Source organism: Xanthomonas sp. 3058 (genome assembly GCF_014199765.1).
GTDB classification, from domain to species: Bacteria; Pseudomonadota; Gammaproteobacteria; order Xanthomonadales; family Xanthomonadaceae; genus Xanthomonas; species Xanthomonas campestris_B.
The window spans coordinates 19,786-40,413 of sequence record NZ_JACHOF010000020.1; the positions used below are offsets into that span (position 1 = coordinate 19,786).

A 20,628-nucleotide genomic window follows, 5' to 3' on the forward strand; every position below is an offset into this window, starting at 1 on the left:
ATGACCACGGCTGTCGCAAAACTGTCGTGCTTGCCCGCTATACGTGTCGTGTCCAGCCGCCACGTGCGGCGTCGTATCCGTATTGGCAGGACCTGCATTTATGACGTCTTCCTCCTCGCGCCGTGACTTTCTCAAGCGCGTCGCCGCGCTCACCGCTGCAGGCGCCTTGCCGTCCTCGATCGGCCGCGCACTCGCGCTACCTGCCAATTCGCGCACCGGCACGCTGCGCGACATCGAACACGTGGTGATCCTGATGCAGGAAAACCGCTCCTTCGATCACTACTTCGGTGCGCTGCGTGGCGTGCGTGGGTTTGGCGATCCGCGTCCGTTGCAGCTGCGCGACGGCCATCCGGTGTGGAGCCAGCCGGCGGCGGATGGTCGTCGCCTGCTGCCGTTCGCCTTCGATTCGCAAAACACCTGCGCGCCGTTGATCAAGAGCCTGGATCATTCCTGGAAAGCCGGTCACGGGCAGGATCCTGCCCGGTGGGGCGAATACGACGCCTGGGTGCCGTACAAGGGCGAGTTGACGATGGGGTATTTCCAGCGCAACGACATTCCGTACTACCACGCACTCGCCGATGCGTTCACCATTTGCGACGGCTATTTCTGTTCGTTGCACGGGCCGACCAATCCCAATCGCATGTATCTGTTCACCGGCACCAGCGGCCCGAGCGTGGGCAATGTCGGCGCGCAAGCGGTGACCAATGCCGACGACGGCAACTGGACCGCCGACATGGCGCGCGACAAGCCCGGTTATGCGGCAATGGACTGGACCACCTACGCACAGCGCCTGCAGGCTGCAGGCGTGGATTGGCGCGTCTATCAGGAATACGACAACTTCGGCTGCAACTCGCTGGCCTATTTTTCGCACTATCGTGATCTGCAACCCGGCGACGAACGCTATCGGCGCGCCCGTGCATGCGTGCCCGGTTCCACTGCGGACAATGCCGCCACCACGCAGGCCGATCATCTGGTCGCCGCCATCGCCGCCGATGTGCAGGCCAATCGCTTGCCGCAGGTGTCGTGGATCATTCCGCCGACCGCGTATTGCGAACACCCGGAAGCGCCGCCGGCATACGGCGAATCGCTGGTGGCGCGTTTGATCGATGTGCTCACCGCCAATCCGCAGGTGTGGGCGAAGACCGCGCTGATCATCAACTACGACGAGAACGATGGCTTCTTCGATCACGTGCCGGCGCCCTTGCCGGCGCTGGACGCGCGGATGGGGCGTAGCAACGTCGATACGCGTGGCGAAGTCTATGAAGGCGTTCCGATGGGCCTGGGCATTCGCGTGCCGATGCTGGTGATCTCGCCGTGGACGCGCGGTGGCTGGGTCAATTCGCAGGTGTTCGATCACACCTCGGTACTGCGCTTGCTGGAGCGTCGTTTCGGTGTGGCCGAACCGAACATCAGCCCATGGCGTCGCGCGGTGAGTGGCGATCTGACCAGCGTGTTCGATTTCCGCAACCCGGACGATTCCGCAGTGAGCGCGTTGCCGACGATCGACGACTATCGCGCGCGCACCGCAGCCGTGCGCGACAAACCGATCCCGGTGCCGCCGACGAAGGCCGTCATGCCGCGGCAGGAACCCGGGCAACGGCCCGCGCGTGCGCTGCCCTATGCCTTGCAGGTGCACGCACGCGTACAGGACGAGCGCGGCGTGCAGTTGCAGTTCGTCAACAGTGGCGCCGCTGCGGCTGCGTTCAACGTCTACACCAGCGCTGCAAGCGGTGGCCCGTGGTACTACACCGTGTTGCCAGGCACCCAGCTCGACGATGTGCCGCTCGGCGCTGCGCACAACGGTGCGTATGCGCTGAGCGTGCATGGACCGAATGGCTTTCTGCGCGAATTCGCTGGCGCACTTGCTGTCGCCGGTACGCCATCGGCAGCGCCGTGGTTGGAAGCGCGGCAGGACGGCGACATGCTGGTGCTGGAGATCGGCAATGCCGGCCAGCAGGCCTGCACGCTGCAACTGCGCGCGCTGGACTATGCGAGCCCGGTGGCGCGAACGCTGCAGGTGGGCGCGGGTCAGCGCGAGACCATCCGGCTGTCGCTTGCGGCAAGCGACCATTGGTACGACCTTGTCGTCGAGCAGCCGGGTGCGGCATTCCGCCGACGTCTGGCCGGGCATCTGGAAACCGGCAAGCCCAGCCGTAGCGACCCGGCGTTCGGGCGCGCCTGAGCGGATCGTCCGATCACCCGCCTTGCGGATGCCACCCTCGCTACCCGGAAATACGGGGGGCGAACGCATCGGCAAGCGTCCTGGAGTGAGGCGTCGACCCTGCCGTTAGTCATGGGAGCAGTCGCAGGTGCGAGGGTTACACTGTAACGCTCACGAATCCGGGGCTGTGCGATGCGTCCGAACCTGCTTGTCATTTCCCTGCTGTCCTCCTTGGCAGTCGCCTCTTCCGCGCAGGCAGCCGAAGGGATGTGGGTGCCGCAGCAATTGCCCGATATTGCCGGGCCATTGAAGCAGGCCGGCCTGCGCCTGTCGCCGCAACAACTGGCCGACCTGACCGGCGATCCGATGGGTGCGGTGGTCGCGCTGGGCGGCTGCACCGCCAGCTTCGTTTCGCCGCAAGGCCTGGTGGTGACCAATCACCATTGCGCCTACGGTGCGATCCAGCTCAATTCCACCGCGCAGAAGAATCTGATCAAGGACGGCTTCACCGCCGCCAGACCTGCCGACGAACTCAGCGCCGGGCCCAACGCGCGTATCTACGTGCTCGATGCCATCACCGACGTGACCGCGCCGGCCAAGGCGGCGATGGCGACGGCCGGTGAGGATCCGCTCAAGCGCACCCTGGCCCTGGAGGATTTCAGCAAGCAGCAGATCGCCGCCTGCGAGGCGCAACCAGGCTATCGCTGCCAGTTCTTCAGCTTTGCCGGCGGCAACACCTACCGCTTGTTCAAGAACCTGGAAATCAAGGACGTGCGCCTGGCCTATGCGCCGCCAGGCAGCGTGGGCAAGTTCGGTGGCGATATCGACAACTGGATGTGGCCGCGCCATACCGGCGATTTTTCCTTCTACCGTGCCTACGTGGGCAAGGACGGCAAGCCGGCCGCCTATGCCAAGGACAACGTGCCTTATCAGCCCAAGCACTTCCTGAAGGTTGCCGACCAACCGCTGGACGCGGGCGACTTTGTGATGGTGGCCGGCTATCCGGGCCGCACCAACCGCTATGCGCTGGTAGCCGAATTCAACAACACCGCCACCTGGACCTATCCGGTGGTCGGCCAGTACTACAAGGACGTGATCGGCCTGATCGAACAGGCCGGCAAGCAGAACCCCGACATCCAGGTGAAGTACGCAAGCACCGTTGCCGGTCTCAATAACTCCGCAAAGAACTTCGACGGGCAACTGGAAGGCTTCAAGCGCATCGATGCGCAGGCCACCAAGCAGGCCGACGAAGCCGCGGTGCTGGCCTGGCTCAAACGCCAGGGCGCGTCCGGGCGCGAAGCGCTCAAGGCGCATGACACGCTGGTCACGCTGGTCAAGCGCGCCCAGGCCACCCAGCAGCGCGATATGGTGCTGCGTCAGTTCGACAACACCGGCACGGTGGGTGCGGCGGTGACGCTGTACCGGTTGGCGCTGGAACGCGCCAAGCCCAATGCGCAACGCGAATCCGGGTACCAGGACCGCGACCTGCCGGCCATCGAGGGGGCGATGAAGCAGATGGAACGTCGCTATGTGCCGGCGATGGATCGTCAACTTCAGCAGTACTGGCTCGGTCAGTATCTGAAGCTGCCGGCCAACCAGCGCGTTGCAGCGCTGGACCAATGGCTGGGCGGCAACGACGCGGCCGCCGTGCAGGCGGCGTTGGGCAAGCTCGATGCCACCACGCTGGGCAGCACCGACGCACGTTTGAAATGGCTCACGGCCGATCGCGCCGCGTTCGAGGCCAGCACCGATCCGGCGATCCAGTACGCCGTGGCGGTGACCCCGTCGCTGTTGCAGATCGAACGCGACGACAAGCAGCAGACCGGCGAGCAGCTCAAGGCGCGGCCGGTGTATCTGCAGGCCCTGGCCGACTACAAGAAGAGCAAGGGCGAGGCGGTGTATCCGGACGCCAACCTGTCGCTGCGCATCACCTTCGGCAACGTCAAGGGCTACACCCCCAAGGATGGCGTGGCGTACACCCCGTTCACCACGCTGGAAGGCGTGGCAGCGAAAGAAACCGGCGCCGATCCGTTCGATTCGCCAAAGGCCCTGTTGGATGCGGTCAAGGCCAAGCGCTATGCTGGCCTCGACGACAAGCGCCTGGGCTCGGTGCCGGTCAACTTCCTGTCTGACCTGGACATCACCGGCGGCAACTCCGGCTCGCCGGTGATGGACGCGCAGGGCAGGCTGGTCGGCCTGGCCTTCGACGGCAACTGGGAGTCGGTGAGCAGCAACTGGATCTTCGATCCGGCGATGACCCGCATGATCGCCGTAGACAGCCGCTATCTGCGCTGGATCATGTCCGAAGTGGCACCGGCGCCGCAGCTGTTGAAGGAACTCGGCGTGCGCTGACGCAGGCGGCCGGCACGGGGGGCAGGAGGGGTTATGATGCGCTCCCGTTTCGCTGCGGCGAGCCGGCCTCTTCCCCAAGGAATCTCTCGCGCATGCGCATCCTGCTTGCTCGTCACGGCGAGACGCCGTGGAACGCCGAAGGCCGCTACCAGGGCCAGATCGATATCCCGCTGTCGCCGGTCGGCGAAGGCCAGGCGGCCGCCCTTGGCGCGCGTCTGCAGTCGCTGGAGATCACCCGCGCGGTGGCATCGCCGCTGTCGCGTGCGCAGGCCACTGCCAAGCTGGCACTGGGCAGCGCTCGTGAGAGTTTGTTGCAGACCGATGTGGACCTGCAGGAAATCGCGCACGGCGAATGGGAAGGCCTGCTGGCCAGCGAGATCAACGACAAGGATCCTGCACGTCTGCGTGCCTGGCGCGAAGAACCAGACACCGTGCTGATGCCCGGCGGCGAATCCTTGCGCCAGGTGCTGGACCGCAGCTGGCGCGGCTTGGTTCGCGCCGCCGATGGGCTGGGCGCTGACGATATCTTGCTGGTGGTGGCGCACGATGCGGTCAACCGCGTGATCCTGTGCAAGATCCTGGGCCTGCCGCTGTCCAGGCTATGGAGCTTCCGCCAGGCACCGACCACGCTCAACCTGCTCGAGGGCGAGGATGTGGATCACCTGGACGTGGTGCGTCTGAACGACTGCGCGCATCACACGCCGTTCTTCGGCGAAGCCAAGCATCGGGCGCTGTAGCAGTCACGGGTAGGTGAGGCGCACAAGGAAGGACTGTGTCTACTTTTGTCGGGTGTCCAACGAATGCATAGGCCGCGTCATATACGTTTAGCTATTTTGTTTTTAACGCCGACGGCGTTGCTTTTCTTTGCTAATTCTTTCAAATTTCTTCCGCCTGTCAACGCTTCAATCGACCTCACCCTTGTGGTCTTCAGTCTCGCTGCGATGGCCCTGTTCGGTACGCTTTTCTGGGCCAATGCGACTGGCAGGCTCCAACGTCAGTCGCAGCGGATAGGTATCGAACGCTGTGTCTTTCGGTGGCTGATGTCGACGATGGTGATCGGGCTGGTTGCGTGGGCGCTTGTTGTCAGAATTGTGCCCTGGGCATGGACCGAGGCGTTCGGCAGCATGTATTCAGAGCAAGTGCTCATACACCCAGGGCCTAAAAGCCTGATGTGCCCTAACGCACTCCTGATCTACCCATTGCCTCATGGCGCACCTATGCGGCTTTGCGTTCGCGAGCACGAGGTAATGAGCTTCCCGAAAGTTGCGGTTAGTGCGGTCATCCAAGGCAAGCGTTCATCACTGGGCTCCACTGTGCATGATTACTATCCCACCGCACCGCAGGTAACGTCGCCCTAGCCATGCTGATGTGCTGTATGAGCCAGGAGTGAGTGCAATGAATGCTTTGCTTTTTTTTGGTTGTATAAGACGATGTTTTAGCCCTCGTCGCACTGCTCATGAGTGTGTGGTGTAACGAGCGATTACAAGGGCGGTCCAGTGAAGTTAAAGTTGTTCGCATGGATGAAGATCGGAACATTTTTTGTCTTGATGGGACTGCTTGTCTTAGGTCTGTTTGCCGATTTTGTTCCTGCAGATTTCCTGCAGGGACGCAATTTAAAATGGCCATGTTTAGCGGTTGGTATCGTGCTGACAGTGTGGCTACGCAAGCACAACCGGCGTCTAGGTCGCCCAACGGACCTGGACGGACACGGGCGTATTTTCAGTGTCTTCATGTTCTTCGCAACACCCGTAATGCTGGCCTTTGTGTCGTGGTTGTTGCTGGCAAAAACGGTACCCTGGTTGCTGACCTGGGCCATTGGCGGGTCATTCGAAGAAGCGTATGTCATGCAGACGGACCATCAATCGAGTCGAAGCACCTGTGAATATCGGCTGCGGGGTGGGCCAATGGAACATGGGTTTCCAGATTACCTCTGCATCCACGAGGAGCTGTATCACCGCTATCCACAGCAGCAGGTCGCAGTGATATTGAGAGGGCAGCGCTCACGATTGGGGACACACATCGTCGAAATCTACGGTCCGCAATGACGCACCACTCGATTATTGTCGTGTTGGCCGAATAGATGTCGTCCCACATTCAGCGCGTTGCCAAGTGCTCACGGATGGCAGGCACCGAGCGTCTGCGATTCAACGGTGGAAAACTGCTACTGCTGGTAGTCCAGGACCCGGGCAACCGCGATAATGCGCGCTGCCCGCAAGACGTCAGGTAGCACAGTGACCACCCCCAACACACTCTCCGACTGGCTCGCCTATATCGAGCAGCAGCATCCGCAGAACATCGCCATGGGCCTGGAGCGCGTGCGCGAGGTCGCTACGCAGTTGCAATTGGTGGCGCCGGCCAAACACGTCGTCGTGGTTGGCGGCACCAATGGCAAAGGCTCCACCGTGGCCTTTATCGAGGCGATCGGGCGCGCGGCCGGCTGGAAGGTGGGTGCTTATACCTCGCCGCATCTGCTGCGCTACAACGAGCGCGTGCGTCTCGATGGCAGCGAAGCGAGCGATGCGCAACTGGTGGACGCATTCGCAGCCGTCGAAGCGGCGCGCGGCCAGACCGCACTGACCTATTTCGAGTACGGCACGCTGGCCGCGCTATGGCTGTTGCAGCACTCCGGGCTGGACCTGGCGGTGCTGGAAATCGGCCTGGGCGGGCGGCTGGATGCGGTGAACATCATCGATTCCGATGTTGCTGTGATCACCACCGTGGATATCGACCACACCGATTGGCTGGGCGAAGACCGCGAGGCGATCGGTACCGAGAAGGCCGGCATCATCCGCGCCTGGAAACCGGTGGTGCTGGGCGAGATCGATCCGCCATCGAGCGTGTTGCGGCGCGCCTATCAGCTGGGCGCCAATGCGATCCGCGCCGGCAGCGATTATTTCTTCGAGCGGATCGACGCACCGCACGCGGACGTGCAGCATTGGCGCTGGCGCGATGTTGCAGTGACCCTGGAACTACCGATGCCGGCCCTGCACGCACCCGTGCAACTGGCCAACGCCGCCGCCGCGATCGCCGCGGTGCAGGCATTGCCGGTCGAGGTACCCCATGCCGCCTGGGCGCAGGGCATCGCCAACGCGCAGGTGGCCGGGCGCCTGCAGCGTATCGATGCCGATGGCGTGCAGGTGTTGCTGGATGTCGGCCACAACCCGCAGGCCGCGCGCGCGCTGGCCGACGCGCTCGGCGCGCACGCGCACGCCGGCAGCACGCACGCGATCTATGCCGCATTGGCGGACAAGGATGTGCTGGGCGTGGTGGAGGCGGTGGCCGCGCAGGTCGACCACTGGGCGCTGGCCGGGCTGGAAGGCGCGCGCGGGCAGTCGGCGCAGGCCTTGCTGGCCCGTCTGCATGGCAGTGCCGCCGCGCAGGCGGCCTGTCACGTCGATGTGGCGAGCGCCCTGCGCGCGGTGCTGGCGCAGGCCAAGCCCGGCGATCGCGTGCTGGTGTTCGGTTCGTTTCACACCGTGGCCGACGCAGTGCAGGTACTTCATTCAGCCCATCCGGGTCGGTAGCCGGGCGGCGGCCTTATAATCGCTGCGGCACCCCGCCACGCCGCCTCCTGTCTCTATCACGTGGATACTGCTCTGAAACAGCGACTGATTGGCGCCATCGTTCTGGTGGCGCTTGCCGTGATCTTCCTGCCGATGCTGGTCAAGGGCCCCGCGCCTTCGAGCGGCGTGGCCGATGTGCCGCTGGAGGCACCTGCCGCACCGGCCAATGGCGAGTTCGAAACCCGCGAGCTGCCGCTGGTCACCCCGGGTGATGCGCCGGCCGGTGGCGCGCTGGGCATGCGCGGTGCCGCGAGCGCGCCGGCAGCGGTGCAGGACAACCCCGATGCGGCCGATCTGGCCAACCCAGCCAGTGCGCCATCCGCGCCTGAGGTGGCGGCCGGCAACTACGCAGTCAACTTCGGCGCCTATGCCACCAGCGCCGATGCCGACGCGGTATTGGCGCGACTCAAGCAGGCGCAGCTGCCCGGCTTCAGCGAAAAGACCCAGATCAACGGCCGCCCGGCCTGGCGCGTGCGCGTAGGGCCGTATGTCGATCGGGCGCAAGCCGAGTCGGCCCGCCTGCAGGCGGTGAAGGTGCGCAGCGACGTCAACGCCCAGGTGGTGACGCTGGATGCCAACGCCGCCGCCGCGCCGGCCGCCGCTGTGGCCTCGACGCCTGCACCGGTGGCAAAGCCGAGCAGCAGCGTGGCCGCCGCCAGCAGTGCCGCTGCGACCAAGACCGAAAGCCCGCCGCCTGAGCCGGCCAAGCCGGTCGCCGCCGCGCCCAAGCCGGCCGAAGCCCCCAAGCCTGCGCCGGCCAAACCGGACGTGGCCAAGGCTGAGCCGGCCAAGCCCGAACCTTCCAAGCCGGCAGCAACTGCGCCGGCTGCACCGGCCGCCAGTTCGGTCGGCTTTGCCGTGCAATTGGGCGCCTTCGGTCGCACAGAAGACGCCAACGCATTGCGCGATCGTGTGCGCGCCGCCGGTTTCAGTGCATTTGTCGAGCAGGTGCGCACCGATAAGGGCGCGCTCAACCGCGTGCGCGTCGGTCCGGTGGCCAATCGTGGCGATGCCGAGCAATTGCGTGCACAAGTGGCGGCCAAGGTCGGTATTTCCGGCATGGTGCGTCCGCATCCGTAAGTCGATCGCGCCACCGTCGGGTGAGCGCAGTCGATGCAGCACCTGGTCATCGGCATGACCCCTCGTACACTGTGGGTGTCGCACGCCGTCGGCCGCTATCGGATTGCCGCCGATGCCATGCGATCGGCTGCGGTCAGCGCTTGGATCGCCTCACACCCACGGAGGGGAGGGCAATGAACACCGAGTCACGTTGCAGCAACGGCGCGCGCGCCGCGCGGAGAGGTTGGCGATGATCGACATGGTGTTGGGCGTCATCATTCTGGTCTCGGCCCTGTTGGGTTTGCTGCGCGGCTTTGTCGCGATCGTGGTCGGCACGCTGTCGTGGCTGCTGGCCGGCTGGGCCACCTTTCAGTTCGGCGGCTCGGCCGCGCGCTGGCTTGCCGATGGCAAGCATCCGTCGGCGACCGAGTCGTTCGGCGGCTACGCAATGGTATTCGTCGGCGTGCTGATCACCGTGGCGGTGATCGGCATGGTGATCCGCGCAGGCGTCGATGCGGTGCGGCTGGGCGGCATGGACCGCATGCTCGGGTTTGGCCTGGGCGTGGTGCGCGGCGGGTTTCTGGCCAGCGTGCTGGTGCTGCTGATGGGCTTTACGCCGCTGCCGCGCGAGCCGTCGTGGCGCCAGTCGGTGTTGCTGCCGGTGCTGTCGCCAGGGGCGGGCTGGATGCGCGCGCAACTGCCGGCCTGGCGGATGCCGTCGATGGACATGCCATCGATGGAACTGGGCAACCTGCAAACGGAGTTGGGGAAGTTGCCCTCAACAGGCGATAATACCGACCTGGGCAAGGCGCTGTCCGGGTCCGGTCTGAGCGACACCTTCACGCGTGCGCTTGGGCAACCCGGTAAAGCCGCCAGCGACGGACGCGGTCCGACGCAGGCGATGCCGGCCAATATCGATCCGGCGCAGGTTCGCGGCGGAGAAAGTGACCCGGCTCGGGTCGAGTCCCAAGGCCAGGCACGGCCCCCTTCACAGTAACGGCGCAAGCCGTAGCGGAGAACGCGCACCATGTGTGGCATCGTCGGTATTGTCGGCAACCAGAACGTTGCCGGGCAGCTGTATGACGGCCTGACCGTCCTGCAGCATCGAGGGCAGGACGCCGCAGGCATCGCCACCGCAGACGGCACGCGCCTGCGCGTGCAAAAGGCCAACGGGCTGGTGCGCGATGTCTTCGACGAAAAGAAGATGGCGGTGCTGGAAGGCCGTGTCGGCATCGCGCATTGCCGCTATCCGACCGCAGGCTCGGAAGGCATGGACGAGGCGCAGCCGTTCTACGTCAACTCGCCCTACGGCATCGCGCTGGCGCACAACGGCAACCTGATCAACACCGAGGCCTTGCGCCAGCAGGTGTTCGAGGCCGACCGCCGCAACATCAATACCGATTCGGACAGCGAAGTGCTGCTGAACGTGTTCGCCTACGAGCTGGACGCACAGCGCATGCTCACCCCCGAGGCGGCGATCCGCGCGGTGGCCGGCGTGCACCGCCGCTGCAAGGGCGGCTACGCGGTGGTCAGCGTGGTGCTGGGTTTGGGCCTGGTGGCATTCCGCGACCCGCACGGCATCCGTCCGCTGGTGCTGGGCAAGCGCGAGCACGCCGAAGGCATCGAATACATCGTGTCCTCCGAATCGGCGGCGCTGGACATCCTGGGCTATCAGCGCGTGCGCGATGTGCGCCCGGGCGAAGCCTTGGTGATCACCGCACGTGGCGAGTTGTTTTCGGAGGTTTGCGCCGCGCCGACCACCAATGCGCCGTGCATCTTCGAATATGTGTACTTCGCGCGTCCCGATTCGATGATCGACAACATCTCGGTGCACAAGGCGCGCATGCGCATGGGCCTGAAGCTGGGCGAGAAGATCCTGCGCCTGCGCCCGGATCACGATATCGACACCATCATTCCGATCCCCGACACCTCGCGCGACGTGGCGCTGGAGATGTCCAACGTGCTCGGGGTGAAGTACCGCGAGGGCTTCGTCAAGAATCGCTACGTGGGCCGCACCTTCATCATGCCGGGGCAGGGCGAGCGGCAGAAATCGGTGCGTCGCAAGCTCAACCCGATCCACCTGGAATTCCGTAATCGCGTGGTGCTGCTGGTGGACGATTCGATCGTGCGCGGCACCACCAGCCGGCAGATCGTGCAGATGGCGCGCGACGCCGGCGCGCGCAAGGTGTATCTGGCCTCGGCCGCGCCGCCGGTGCGTTACCCCAACATCTACGGCATCGACATGCCGGCGGCCGAAGAGCTGATCGCGCATGGCCGCAGCGAGCTGGAAATCCAGGAGTTCCTGGGCTGCGACTGGCTGATCTACCAGGATCTGGAAGACCTGGAAGTGGCGGTGCGCGAAGGCAATCCGGACATCCAGCAGTTCGATTCCTCGTGCTTCAACGGCGAGTACATCACCGGCATCGAGCCGGGCTATTTCGAACGCATCCAGCAGTTGCGCTCGGACGATGCCAAGAAGCGTCGTCGCGCCTGAGTCGCTGGTGCGACGTAGCCGGCGGGCCAGTGCGGCTGCCGTGCTTGCCGCGTTGATGCTGGTCGGCTGCATCGGCCGCGATCCGGTAGCGGTCCACAGCGTGGACGACCCGCGTCTGCGCGATGGCAGCGTGCCAAGCGCGCAGTTGACCGCGCTGCAACTGTCCATGGCCCCGGACCAGTTGGCGGTGCTGCAGCCCGGCTACAGCGCACCGCTGGCGATTGTCGGCGGCTACCGGATCGGCCAGGATCTACTCATGTTGCGACTGCGCGCGCAGCGCTCCTCCGATGACGTACGCGCCGATGCGCTGCAGTGGGGCTATGCGGTTGACTGCCGGGACGGCACGGATCGTCTGCTCGCCGCCGGCATCGGCGTCGATGCCGGCTGGCCCTCGCGCGCACCCGTGGCGGACATTGCCGAACCGACCATCACCGACCGCCGCCGCGCGTTCGCCCTGGCCTGCGCGCATCGCGTGGATTGCGAGCTCAAGGTGGCTGGCAACCGTTGCGAGCAGGCCGCGCGCGCCTGGCTGGACATGCGCCAGGCGCCGCCGCGCGCGCCGGCAGTGTCGTGAACGGCGACCTGTACCAGGCCGCGCGCGCTTGCCTGGACGAGGCCGACCCGCTGCACAAGGTGGCGCTGACCCAGCGCTACGCCGCCGCCTGGCGCGATGGCGCGCTGAGGCGCGATGCCGATGCGCCGGCGCCGTGCCCGATCCGCATGCCGGGCCGGCCCGCAACGCCGGTATTGGTGCATCCGCGCGAGCTGCCACGACGCGGCCTGGGCACGCCGGAAGGGCGTGCGGCCTTCATCCATGCCATCGCGCATATCGAACTCAACGCCATCGATCTGGCCTGGGATGCGGTCTACCGGTTCCGTGGCCTGCCCGAGGCGTTTTATGCCGACTGGGTGGCGGTGGCCGACGACGAATCGCGTCACTTCATGCTGCTGCGCGCGCGATTGCACGCACACGATCACGCCTATGGCGACTTCCCTGCGCACAACGGCCTGTGGGAAATGTGCGAGAAAACCGCGCACGACGGACTGGCGCGCATGGCGCTGGTGCCGCGCGTGCTCGAAGCGCGCGGCCTGGATGTGACACCGGGAATGATCGTCAAACTACGCTCGCTCGGCGATAGCGCCACCGCCGACGTGCTGGACACCATCCTGCGCGAAGAGGTGGCGCATGTGGCCGCTGGTTCGCGCTGGTATCGCTGGTATTGCGCGCAGGCCGGCATCGAGCCGCGCGCGCGTTTCAAGCAGTTGCTGCGCGAATACGCGGGCGGCTATCTGCACGGGCCATTCAATATCCAGGCGCGGCTGCTCGCCGGCTTCGATGAAGACGAACTCGCCAGCCTGGTGGAGCAGGCCGGCTGAGAGCGGCAAGGGCGCGTGGGCGCTGTGACGCATCATCGCGCGCAAGGACTGCGCCGCCGATCTGCTGCGGCCGGCATGCGCCGATGCAGCGCTGCGTCCAACGCGGGTCGCTCATGCACCGTGTGCCGATGCAGCTCCGATTCCGGTCGCGTCTCCAAATGGCGGCAGCGATTGCTTGCTTCTGCGCGGTCGGCGGGCGTTGCACTCGATATCCGCCCCGTCTTGAGTGCCTCCCGCCGCCCGACTGTGCGCTGGTTCCGATCGCATGGCCGCCGGAATCGCATCCATTCACAGATAAACATCACAGAACCGTACTTTCCTGGTGTAACACCTTGCATTGGATGCAGTCCGGCGCGCCCTAATGGCGTCCCGGGGGCAGGGGCCCGGCGTTTCACATCCGTTACTTCCATGTCTTAAGGAGAGAGAGACGATGAAGTCGAAGTCGAAGTCGATGTGCACCACGGTGGGTCTGATCGCCATGTGTCTGGCCGGGTCGGCCGCTGCTGCCGGCAAACCGCTGTATCAATCCGGCCCTGCGCTGAGTCGCAGTGCGACCGCCACGGCCAATGCCGAACCCTCATTGCAGCGCTTGCTGAGTGCACCGTCCACGGCCAACGCGCAGGTGGTCCAGCTCGATGCCGACGCGGTTGCCGCGTCGGAAAAACTGCTGGAACTGCAGCTCGATGGGCAGACCGTCACCGCCACCCAGGCCAAGGTCGATGCCCTGGAGGGCGGCGATAGCGTGTGGTACGGAAACCTGGGCCCGCGCGCGGGCACCCGTGCACGCACGCTGTCGGGCGTGGATCCGCTGAATTCGGCCATCCTGGTGCGCAGCGGCGACACCGTCACCGGCACCATCCGCTATGCCGGCAAGCTGTATCGCCTGCGCCCGCTCGCCGATGGCCGTCATGTGCTGGTGCAGGTGGAAGAAAGCCGCATGCCGCAGGAGCATCCGGCCGACTACTCCCTGTTGCCGACCATCGACATGCCCAGCGACGGCCGCGTCACCGCCGCTGCCGCATCGTCTGGCAGCCCGGCCACCATCCGGGTGCTGGTCGTGGCCACCAATCAGGCGGTCGCCGCGTACGGCGGCAACATGCAGTCGCTGGTGCAGCTGGCCGTGGCCGAGGCCAACCAGGGCTACATCAACAGCAATGTCGGCATCACCTTGCAGCTGGCCCGCTACGAAACCACCAGTTACAGCGAGAGCGGCAACTACACCACTGACCTGCAGCGCTTCCGCGTCACCAACGACGGTTACATGGACAGCATCCACAGCAGCCGCAACACCTACACCGCCGACGTGGGCGTGATCGTGTTGAACAACAACAGTTACTGCGGCCTGGCCTCGGGCATCGGCTCCACCGCAGCGAGCGCATTCGCATCGGTGTACTGGGATTGCGCCACCGGTTACTACAGTTTCGCGCATGAAATCGGGCATTTGCAGAGCGCCCGCCACGACAGTGCCAACGATCCGAGCACCTCGCCGTACGCCTACGGGCACGGCTATCGCTACGGCAACAGCTGGCGCACCATCATGGCCTACGACTGCACCGGCGGTTGCCCGCGGTTGAACTACTGGTCCAACCCCAACATCAACTACAACGGTGTGCCGATGGGCAATGCCAGCACCGCCGACAATCAGCGCGTGCTGGTCAACACCAAGGCCACCATTGCGGGGTTCCGTTGATGGTGTGAGGATGACCTGCTCACTTCCCGGCACCGCGTGTGCCGGGAAGTGACGCTACACCCGCGCGCGATCATCGCGCAGACTAGACCCACCGCCGGCAGTGGCCGGCCATGTCTTGTCGAGCGGAGCCCTCATGTCCACGTCCCTGCGTTATGCGGCCCTGTGCCTCGCCGCGCTGACGGTTGCCGGATGCAAGCAGCAACCTGCCGAACCCACTGCGTCGCAGCCCAAGCCGGCGATTGCGACTCCCGCGCCGGTCACCGAACGCGATGCCAGGGCACGCGCGCTGCATCTGCTGGAAGCCAGGTTGCAGGGCGACCAGTTCTATCCGGACAACTGCATCAGCATCCTGTCCGAGGAGGCTGACGCCGGCAGTCCCGGTGCCTTGGATTTTGCGGTACACGAGCGCCATGGCAACGGCTGCCCCGGCGACCCGCAGACCAGCCCGGTGCGCGATCGTTTCCGCGTGCAGGCCGATGGCAAGGTGCTGTGGTACGACGTGGTCAATGCCGATTTCGTCGACTACGCCGAGCATGCGCGCGCGCCGCAGTGATGGACTGCGATCGCAGAGCCCGGTGCAGTCGTTCGGGCGCGTGCGTGCGATGGGGCTTGATCGATGAAGCCCCATCGCGTCCGGCTGTCGTCCACGCCGACGGTGCTGCGTTGGTCGGCTACATGCCCTGGTATGGCTGGCACAAGCGTGGAGCACTGTTTGTCGGGTGAGGTCGGCGGCTCGCCCAGGCCCATCGGGCCGCTGGTCCACGCCATAAGCGCGGCACCAGCTCGATGTCGCCCGGCGGTGCATGTGGTGGATGTGGCAGCCACTTCTGCATGCAGCTGTCGCCGCGTTGGGCGGCGACATGCGACAGCTGGCAATGCCTATGGAGTCAATTGCTCCAGCACGACGCCATCGGCATCCACGCGCAACACCGAGCCTTGTTCGTACCAGTCGCCCAACACGATGCGTGTGCAGGTCTGGCCACCGGCTTGCAGGGTGTGGATGGCCGGGCGATGGGTATGCCCGTGGATCAGGCGATCCAGTCCGTAACGCACGAAGGTCGCTTCCACTTCGGCTGGCGTGACGTCGGTGACCGTTTCAAAACGCGACTGGTCGCCTTGCTTGAGTTCGGTATGGCGCGCCTGGCTGGCCGCACGCGCCTGTTGCGCGAATGCCACCCGTGCTTCCAGTGGCTGTGCCAGAAACTGCGCCTGAAACACCGGGTCGCGGGTTTGCGCACGGAACGCCTGGTACGCGGTGTCGTCGGTGCACAGCAGATCGCCGTGCATCAGCAACGTCGGGTGTGCGTACAGATCGATGACGGTAGGGTCGGGCAGGATGCGAAAACCGGCGCGCTGCGCGTAGTCGTCGCCGACCAGAAAATCGCGATTGCCCGGCATGAAGAATACCGGCACGCCGGCATCGGCCACCGCGTGTAGCGCCACCGCGACGGTGTCGGCGGCGGTCGATGGGGTGTCATCGCCGATCCAGGCTTCGAACAGATCGCCGAGGATGTAGAGCGCGTCGCTACCGGGGACCTGCGTGCGCAGGAAGTCCAGAAACAACTCGGTGATTGCCGGCCGGGCCGGATCCAGATGCAGGTCGGAAATGAACAGTGTCGTCATTACGCCATTGTACGGCGGCAGCGCGGGACGGGAACCGGGGCTCGGGGATTCGGCGAAGCGTCGCATCGGCATGGCAACTGCCGTGCGGGTGGTCGTGCTCTCTACGGCGACGAGCAGTGATAAACAGCCAAGGTGCACACCCGGGCGGTCACGCGATGTCTGGCGGCACAGGCGTTAGCAGTCTGCAGATGCTGTCCGTTGCCAGCACAACCGTCGGGGCGGACGTCGCCTCGCCTGTGGCGGAAGAGCAACCGGCGTGAGTGGCTGCCGGCGACCCCTCCCCCATCCGCCCTGCGGGCACCTTCCCCCGCATGCGGGAGAAGGGACATGGATCGACTGCGCAGTGGCCCGCTCCCGCTTGCGGGCGAAGGCCTCTGGATTCGATGCGCAGTGGCCCGCTCCCGCGTGCGGCAGAAGGGACGTAGACCGATGCGCATAGCCCCTCTCCCGCGTGCGGCAGAGGGGACGTAGGCCGACGCGCAGAGCCCCACTCGCGCGTGCGGCAGAAGGGACGTAGACCGATGCGCAAAGCCCCACTCCCGCGTGCGGCAGAGGGGACGTAGATCGATGCGCATAGCCCCTCTCCCGCGTGCGGGAGAGGGGTTGGGGTGAGGGTAAGGAAGCGGTAGCCGCAATCGATTCGCGCCGGCGTTTTTTCAAACTCCGTAGAAGATCTTCTCTGCCGAATGCGCACGGCTTTGTTGGTACGTTCATCCGCCCCTACGTGGCACCTTTTCCCGACGGGAGAAAGGCGCGGGGCTGTTGCTTGAAGGTCAGACCGTCAGCCCGGCAGTTGCCTCACCTGTCACCCCAACAACAGCGGCAGCCCCCACAGCGAGAGACTGGCCAGCACCACGCCGATCGCCGTGGCAGCCAGCACATCGCTGGGATAATGCAGGCCCAGCACCACCCGCGACAGCGCCACGCCGGCCGAAAACGGCACCAGCAAGGGCGCCAGCCACGGGTAGTAGGCCAGTGCCACGATGCTGAAGGAGACCGCATGCAAGGTGTGGCCGGACGGGAAACTGAACTCGTCCAGGGGGGCGACCCAGGCGCGGATGCGCACGTCGGCCGCGTACGGGCGCGGCCGACGCGTCCAGCGCTTGAGCGACTTGTACAGCGTCAGCGCGAGCACGCCGGTGGCGGCCATATGCGCCGATGCGCGTACGCCGTCCATGCCGTCCAGCACCACCAGCAACGCCATCAGCCCGTACCAGAACATCCCATCGCCCAGGCGGCTGATGGTGGCGAAGACGCGGCGTACCGCATGACGCCGGCACCAGTGATTGGCGCGCCGGCACCAGCGTGCTTCGTGACCGCGTAGAACCTCAAGCCGCGTTGTCGACATAACGCCCCCGTGCAGCGGTGATGCCCAACAGCAGGGCTTCGAAATCGGACACCACATTGTCCGGATGCAATTTCTTCATCGCCTGCGCCGCTGCCGCGCCCATGCGCTGGCGCAGTGCATCGTCTTCGGTCAGGGCGACGGCGGCCTGGATGAAGGCCTCGTCGGTCTCGACGGCCTCGCCGCTCTGGCCGCTGCGCAGGTACTCGCGGGCCGCGCCGTAGTCGAAGGCGATGGTGGTCACGCCGCTGGCCATCGCCTCCAGGGTCACGTTGCCGAAGGTCTCGCTGCGGCTGGGGAACAGGAATAGATCGCCGCTGGCGAAGTGACGCGCCAGCGCCTCGCCGCGCTGCACGCCGCAGAAAATGAAGTCGGGATTTTCGTGCGCGATCTTTTCGCGCGCCGGTCCATCGCCGACCCAGACGAAGCGCGCCTTCGGGCGGATCTGCTGCAGCTTGCGAAACGCGCGCACGGCCAGCGGCAGATTCTTTTCGTTGGCGATGCGTCCCACATAGATTGCGGCGAAGCCTTCGCCTTCGATGCCCCATTCGGCGCGCAAGGCGGGATCGCGGCGCACCGGGTCGAACTGCTGGCTGTCCACCGCGCGGGCCAGCAACTGCACGCGCTCGAAGCCGCCCTCGCGCAGAAACTGCTGCAGCTCGCGCGTGGGCACCAGCGTGGCCTCGGCCTGGTTGTGGAAACGCCGCATCCAGCGTAATGCGGTGCCTTGCAGCCAGGCCGCACCGTAGTCGGGCAGGTATTCGTCAAAGCGCGTATGGAAGCCGGTGGCGACCGGGATGCCGAGCCGGCGTGCGGCACGCATGGCCGACCAACCCAGGGGGCCTTCGGTGGCCACGTAGATCGCATCCGGTTGCGTGGCGCGCCAATGGCGGATGAGGCGTTGGGTGGCAGGCAGGCCGAATTTCAGTCCCGGATAGCGCGGTAGCGATGCGCCGCGTACCAGCAGCGCCGTGGTTGGCTCGCTCTCGTCGGTTTGCCGTGGGCGGACCACGTCCACCTGGTGCCCGCGCGCGCGCAGGCCGGTTTCCAGCCCGTGCACGGTCAGTGCGACGCCGTTGACTTCGGGGGGATAGGTTTCGGTAACGATCGCGTAGCGCATGCCCGGACTCCCGTTTTCGCTAGCTTCAGGGAAGGCCATGGCATTGATGTTGCGCCGACAAGACGCAGCGGTGACAGTGGAGCCGGGAATGGGGAATGGGGAATGGGGAATCGCAAAAGCAGCGTGCTGCATTCGTTCAACGCAATCGCCACCAGTCAGAAACGTCTCAGAGCCCAGTAATCGACTATTCCCGAATCCCTATTCCCGATTTCCGCTGCGGCCTCAGGTCACAAACGGTTTGAACTCGATCCCCAGCCCGGCCATGCTTTCGACTTCGCCGATCAGGTCGGCGCGCAGCAGCGGGCGCGAGTCGATCCAGCTTTGCGACAGGATCAATGACAGCCGCGTGTCGTCGGCGCTGAGTTCCAGCGTCGGAATAGGGTCGGACTCGTGCGCGCGATGCAGCAATACCGCCAACCGCAACAGTGCGGCCTTGCGACGGGTCGGCAGCAGCAGGCGATCGGGCAATGCGTCGAATGCGGTCTTGGGCACATTGCGTCGATGCGTGCGCACCAGCGACGCCAGTACCTGCTGTTCCTGCCGCGAAAAACCGGCGATATCCGAATGCTCCAGGATGTAGCTGCCGTGCACGTGATACTGGCTGTGGGCAATGATCAGCCCCAGCTCGTGCAGGCGTGCGGCGCGGCGCAACACCTGCGCATCGTCGCCGTCCAGTTGCCAGGATTCGCAGATCTGATCGAACAGGCGGCACGCAGTGGCTTCCACGCGCTGGGCCTGTACTTCGTCGATGCCGTAGCGCTGCACCAGCGAAGCCACCGAACTGTCGCGCGGGTCGTTTTCGCCGCCACGGCCGAGCATGTCGTACAGGATGCCTTCGCGCATCGCCGCCTTGCTGACCATCAGCTTCTCCAGTCCCAGGGCCTGGAATGCCGCTTCCAGCACCAGGATGCCGCCGGCGATGATCGGTCGCCGTTCGGCGGCCAGGCCGGGCAGTTGGATGTCTTCGATGCGCTTGGCCTTGAGCAATTCGTCGCGCAGCGCGGGCAGCGCCTCGGCGGTGATCGCGCCCTTGGTCAGCTTCATCGCCGCACAGATCTCGCCAATGGCCTTGTGCGTGCCGGACGAGCCGATCGCCTCATGCCAGCCCAGCGCCTTGTACTGATTGGCGAACTGCTGGAACTCGGCGCCGATCTCGGTCAGCGCATCCTTCCATTTCTTCTTCGACAGCTTGCCGCCGGGAAAGAAGCGCCGCGTGCTGGCAATGCAGCCGGCCTGCAGGCTTTCGCGTTCCAGCGTCTGGAAACCGCGGCCGATGATGAACTCGGTCGAGCCGCCACCGATGTCGATCACCAACCGGCGTTGATCGTGCTTGGGGGGCTGTGCATGCGCAACGCCCAGATAGATCAGGCGCGCTTCCTCGCGCCCGCTGACCACTTCGATTGCATGCCCGAGCGCGGTCTCTGCCGGCATCAGGAACGTCTGCGGAGAGCGTAGTTGACGCACCGTGTTGGTGGCCAGCGCGCGCACGCGCAGCGAGGGCACGTCGCGAATGCGTTGGCCAAACCGCGCCAGGCATTCGAGCGCGCGCTGGCGCGCGTCGTTGGACAAACCGCCCTTGCCATCGAGGCCGTCGGCCATGCGCACGGTTTCGCGTAGGCGATCGACCACGCGCAGCTGACCCATCAGGTAGCGCGCAATGACCATATGGAAGCTGTTGGACCCTAGGTCGATGGCGGCAAGATAATCGCCATCGCGCAGGGGCGGTATCGTGGGGGAGGGCATTGGCATGGCCGAATGGTAGCCGATGGGCCGTTGGCCCCGTGAGAGCAACTCGCTAAACGCCTGCGCGCGTTGCCCGGCAGGCGCGATCGATGCTCGGTGCG

The 20,628-nt window shown here is 65.4% G+C and carries 17 protein-coding genes; 13 read left to right on the forward strand and 4 right to left on the reverse strand.

Features of this window, described 5'->3' with window-relative positions; genetic code table 11:
- The first annotated feature begins 100 nt into the window (after positions 1-100).
- The 13 genes from GGR61_RS17735 (at position 101) to GGR61_RS17795 (ending at position 15,249) form a co-directional block, all read left to right on the forward strand.
- On the forward strand, positions 101-2,182 hold the full coding sequence (locus GGR61_RS17735; protein ID WP_184623027.1) for a phospholipase C, phosphocholine-specific: 2,082 nt from the start codon (positions 101-103) through the stop codon (positions 2,180-2,182).
- A 246-nt stretch (positions 2,183-2,428) separates the two neighbouring features.
- A complete protein-coding gene (locus tag GGR61_RS17740) occupies positions 2,429-4,513 on the forward strand; it encodes a S46 family peptidase (protein WP_184623067.1) in 2,085 nt (694 codons plus the stop codon).
- Between the two features lie 92 nt (positions 4,514-4,605).
- Complete coding sequence (locus GGR61_RS17745; protein ID WP_184623029.1) at positions 4,606-5,250, forward strand: histidine phosphatase family protein; 645 nt, start codon at positions 4,606-4,608, stop codon at positions 5,248-5,250.
- Positions 5,251-5,313: 63 nt separating this feature from the next.
- On the forward strand, positions 5,314-5,871 hold the full coding sequence (locus GGR61_RS17750; protein ID WP_184406885.1) for a hypothetical protein: 558 nt from the start codon (positions 5,314-5,316) through the stop codon (positions 5,869-5,871).
- A 138-nt stretch (positions 5,872-6,009) separates the two neighbouring features.
- Positions 6,010-6,558: a hypothetical protein gene (locus GGR61_RS17755; protein WP_184406886.1), complete on the forward strand. Its 549-nt coding sequence runs from the start codon at positions 6,010-6,012 to the stop codon at positions 6,556-6,558.
- 186 nt (positions 6,559-6,744) lie between these two features.
- Complete coding sequence (gene folC / locus GGR61_RS17760; protein WP_184623031.1) at positions 6,745-8,037, forward strand: bifunctional tetrahydrofolate synthase/dihydrofolate synthase; 1,293 nt, start codon at positions 6,745-6,747, stop codon at positions 8,035-8,037.
- Positions 8,038-8,097: 60 nt separating this feature from the next.
- A complete protein-coding gene (locus tag GGR61_RS17765) occupies positions 8,098-9,156 on the forward strand; it encodes an SPOR domain-containing protein (protein WP_184623033.1) in 1,059 nt (352 codons plus the stop codon).
- A gap of 229 nt (positions 9,157-9,385) precedes the next feature.
- On the forward strand, positions 9,386-10,132 hold the full coding sequence (locus tag GGR61_RS17770) for a CvpA family protein (protein ID WP_184406889.1): 747 nt from the start codon (positions 9,386-9,388) through the stop codon (positions 10,130-10,132).
- Positions 10,133-10,162: 30 nt separating this feature from the next.
- Complete coding sequence (gene purF / locus GGR61_RS17775) at positions 10,163-11,629, forward strand: amidophosphoribosyltransferase (RefSeq protein ID WP_184623035.1); 1,467 nt, start codon at positions 10,163-10,165, stop codon at positions 11,627-11,629.
- Positions 11,630-11,636: 7 nt separating this feature from the next.
- Positions 11,637-12,203: a hypothetical protein gene (locus GGR61_RS17780; protein ID WP_326520640.1), complete on the forward strand. Its 567-nt coding sequence runs from the start codon at positions 11,637-11,639 to the stop codon at positions 12,201-12,203.
- Entirely contained in the window at positions 12,200-13,006 is an 807-nt protein-coding gene (locus tag GGR61_RS17785; RefSeq protein WP_184406892.1) for a ferritin-like domain-containing protein, read from the forward strand. The genes GGR61_RS17780 and GGR61_RS17785 overlap by 4 nt, the downstream gene beginning before the upstream one ends.
- Before the next feature lie 430 nt (positions 13,007-13,436).
- Positions 13,437-14,696, forward strand: coding sequence for a zinc-dependent metalloprotease (locus tag GGR61_RS17790; protein ID WP_184623039.1), 1,260 nt, complete (start codon positions 13,437-13,439; stop codon positions 14,694-14,696).
- Positions 14,697-14,829: 133 nt separating this feature from the next.
- On the forward strand, positions 14,830-15,249 hold the full coding sequence (locus tag GGR61_RS17795) for a hypothetical protein (protein ID WP_184406894.1): 420 nt from the start codon (positions 14,830-14,832) through the stop codon (positions 15,247-15,249).
- Between the two features lie 326 nt (positions 15,250-15,575).
- Here the strand turns inward: GGR61_RS17795 and lpxH are convergent, their stop codons facing one another.
- The 4 genes from lpxH to ppx all read right to left on the reverse strand — a co-directional run bounded on the left by lpxH (position 15,576) and on the right by ppx (position 20,527).
- Entirely contained in the window at positions 15,576-16,319 is a 744-nt protein-coding gene (gene lpxH, locus GGR61_RS17800) for a UDP-2,3-diacylglucosamine diphosphatase (RefSeq protein ID WP_184623041.1), read from the reverse strand.
- Between the two features lie 805 nt (positions 16,320-17,124).
- Entirely contained in the window at positions 17,125-17,667 is a 543-nt protein-coding gene (locus tag GGR61_RS17805) for a phosphatase PAP2 family protein (protein ID WP_184406896.1), read from the reverse strand.
- Positions 17,648-18,784, reverse strand: coding sequence for a glycosyltransferase family 1 protein (locus tag GGR61_RS17810; RefSeq protein ID WP_184623043.1), 1,137 nt, complete (start codon positions 18,782-18,784; stop codon positions 17,648-17,650). The genes GGR61_RS17805 and GGR61_RS17810 overlap by 20 nt, the downstream gene beginning before the upstream one ends.
- A 222-nt stretch (positions 18,785-19,006) precedes the next feature.
- A complete protein-coding gene (ppx, locus tag GGR61_RS17815) occupies positions 19,007-20,527 on the reverse strand; it encodes an exopolyphosphatase (protein WP_184407029.1) in 1,521 nt (506 codons plus the stop codon).
- Between the last annotated feature and the right edge of the window lie 101 nt (positions 20,528-20,628).

Bases quoted from the DNA above. Each gene is read 5' to 3' on its own strand.
- GGR61_RS17750 (WP_184406885.1), top strand. From the start codon at position 5,314: ATGCATAGGCCGCGTCATATACGTTTAGCTATTTTGTTTTTAACGCCG.
- purF (WP_184623035.1), top strand. From the start codon at position 10,163: ATGTGTGGCATCGTCGGTATTGTCGGCAACCAGAACGTTGCCGGGCAG.
- GGR61_RS17790 (WP_184623039.1), top strand. From the start codon at position 13,437: ATGAAGTCGAAGTCGAAGTCGATGTGCACCACGGTGGGTCTGATCGCC.
- GGR61_RS17735 (WP_184623027.1), top strand. From the start codon at position 101: ATGACGTCTTCCTCCTCGCGCCGTGACTTTCTCAAGCGCGTCGCCGCG.
- GGR61_RS17770 (WP_184406889.1), top strand. From the start codon at position 9,386: ATGATCGACATGGTGTTGGGCGTCATCATTCTGGTCTCGGCCCTGTTG.
- lpxH (WP_184623041.1), bottom strand. From the start codon at position 16,319: ATGACGACACTGTTCATTTCCGACCTGCATCTGGATCCGGCCCGGCCG.
- GGR61_RS17795 (WP_184406894.1), top strand. From the start codon at position 14,830: ATGTCCACGTCCCTGCGTTATGCGGCCCTGTGCCTCGCCGCGCTGACG.
- GGR61_RS17805 (WP_184406896.1), bottom strand. From the start codon at position 17,667: ATGTCGACAACGCGGCTTGAGGTTCTACGCGGTCACGAAGCACGCTGG.
- GGR61_RS17740 (WP_184623067.1), top strand. From the start codon at position 2,429: ATGTGGGTGCCGCAGCAATTGCCCGATATTGCCGGGCCATTGAAGCAG.
- ppx (WP_184407029.1), bottom strand. From the start codon at position 20,527: ATGCCCTCCCCCACGATACCGCCCCTGCGCGATGGCGATTATCTTGCC.
- GGR61_RS17810 (WP_184623043.1), bottom strand. From the start codon at position 18,784: ATGCGCTACGCGATCGTTACCGAAACCTATCCCCCCGAAGTCAACGGC.
- GGR61_RS17745 (WP_184623029.1), top strand. From the start codon at position 4,606: ATGCGCATCCTGCTTGCTCGTCACGGCGAGACGCCGTGGAACGCCGAA.